This window comes from Streptomyces sp. NPDC005574 (genome assembly GCF_040605435.1).
Lineage (GTDB): Bacteria > Actinomycetota > Actinomycetes > Streptomycetales > Streptomycetaceae > Streptomyces.
Map to the genome: position 1 here is coordinate 12,929 of NZ_JBEXCW010000138.1, position 1,778 is coordinate 14,706.

Here is a 1,778-nt window from a genome sequence, read left to right on the forward strand (position 1 = left end):
GGCCGGGGGTGGCCGGCGCGCCCGGGCTGGACTGGGCAGGCCGAAACGGTTGGTGACGTGCGGGCGCCCGGGCAGGGCAGGTCGACCGGGCAGGCGGTCGGTGACGGCGGGCCGGTGGCGGCGGGCCGGGGTGGTCGGGTGGGGCGCGGCCGGGGTGGGGGGCCAGCGTGGTCGGGCGGAGCGCGGCCGGGGGTGGAGGCCAACGTGGTCGGGCGGAGCGCGGCCGGGGGTGGAGGCCAACGTGGTCGGGCGGAGCGCGGCCGGGGGTGGAGGGCCGGGTCAGCCGGTCGGGCGGGGGCGCGGTGGGCCGGTGGTCACAGGTACAGGCGGCCGAGGCTCTGGTTCGCCGTCTGGGCGGCGGCCGCGTGGCGGGGGTCGGGGGCGATCGCCTCGTGCCGGACGGCGACCTCGGCGAGCTTGATGGCGTGTTCGTCGCCGATCTGGACGGCGTTCGCGAACACCTCGTCCACGTCGGGGGCCTCGGGCAGCGGCGCCCCCGGCCGCGGGGTGGCGTGGAACCAGTCGAGCATCGTACGGCTGAGCGAGCGGGCGACCTCGTACGAAGGCCACCGCTGGGCCCGCGGCAGGTGCTCGATCACCAGCCGGACGGCGGCCGGCCCGGTGACCGAGTGGATCAGCGGGATCGGGTGACGCTGCGCGACGGTGGCGTAGACGCCCGAGTACTCCGCGACCAGTTCGTCCAGCGCCCGCGCGGCCGGATCACGCCCGCCCTCGCCCAACGGATCGGCGGACGGGCCGAGTTCGTCGGGGACCGGCTCAACCGGCGCCCCGTGACCCGCGTAGCGTGCCGCCCAGTAGCCCAGGCCCTGTGCGAGTTCGCTCAGTTGCCGGTGGTCGTCCGGGCCGGCCGCGGCCACCGCGCGGACGGCGTGGGCGGTACGGATCACGCCGTGCGTGAGCACCCCCGACATGCCGGGCAGCAGCCGGGGCCACCAGCGGGCCAGCACCCCGGTCCAGGTGTCCTCGGCCAACTCCCGCTCGAACAGGGCGGTCCAGTCGCCGACCCGGCCGAAGTCGCCGAGCGCCGACTGCCATCCGGCCCGGTCGGCCGGGTCGATGGTCCAGCGCAGGCCGGGCACCTCGTGGTAGGCGCGGGTGCGCAGGTTGCGGTCGACCCAGCCGGGCACCTCGTCGGTGTAGCCCATGTGGGCCAGGGCCTCCGCGGCCATCGGGGCGTGGTTGACGAACCGCGGGCCGTGCTCGAAGCCCACGCCGCGCAGACGGTCGAGTGCCTCGTTCACGGCATCGGTGTAGGAGAGTGCTGCCATCGGATCAGTCCTTGATCTCGCAGATCGGCGCGCCGGAGGTGAGGGAGGCGCCGACTTCGGCGGACAGGCCCTTGATGGTGCCGGACCGGTGCGCGTTGAGCGGCTGTTCCATCTTCATCGCTTCGAGGACGACGATCAGGTCGCCTTCCTCGACTTCCTGGCCCTCCTCGACCGCGACCTTCACGATCGTGCCCTGCATCGGCGAGGCGAGGGTCTCACCCGACGGGGCGGGGCCGGACCCCCTGGCGGAGCGGCGCCTGGGCCGGGCGCCGGCGGCGAGTCCGGTGCGGGCCGGGGACATGCCGAGCGACACCGGGAGGGAGACCTCCAGGCGTCTGCCGCCGACCTCGACGACGACGGTGTCGCGGCCGGGTTCCTCGTCGGTGTCCGGGCCGGCGGGTGTGGTGAAGGGTGTGATGTCGTTGACGAACTCGGTCTCGATCCACCGGGTGTGGACGGTGAACGGGTCCTGGGAGCCGGTGAGTTCGG

The 1,778-nt window shown here is 75.1% G+C and carries 2 protein-coding genes; both read right to left on the reverse strand.

Features of this window, described 5'->3' with window-relative positions; all coding sequences use genetic code 11:
- Positions 1 to 314: 314 nt before the first annotated feature.
- The gene (locus ABZT03_RS40095; protein ID WP_356048608.1) at positions 315 to 1,289 is read right to left on the reverse strand and encodes a hypothetical protein; all 975 of its coding nucleotides are present in this window, start codon (positions 1,287 to 1,289) and stop codon (positions 315 to 317) included.
- A gap of 4 nt (positions 1,290 to 1,293) precedes the next feature.
- The coding region (locus ABZT03_RS40100; protein ID WP_356048609.1) for a biotin/lipoyl-containing protein at positions 1,294 to 1,778 on the reverse strand (485 nt) is incomplete at its 5' end.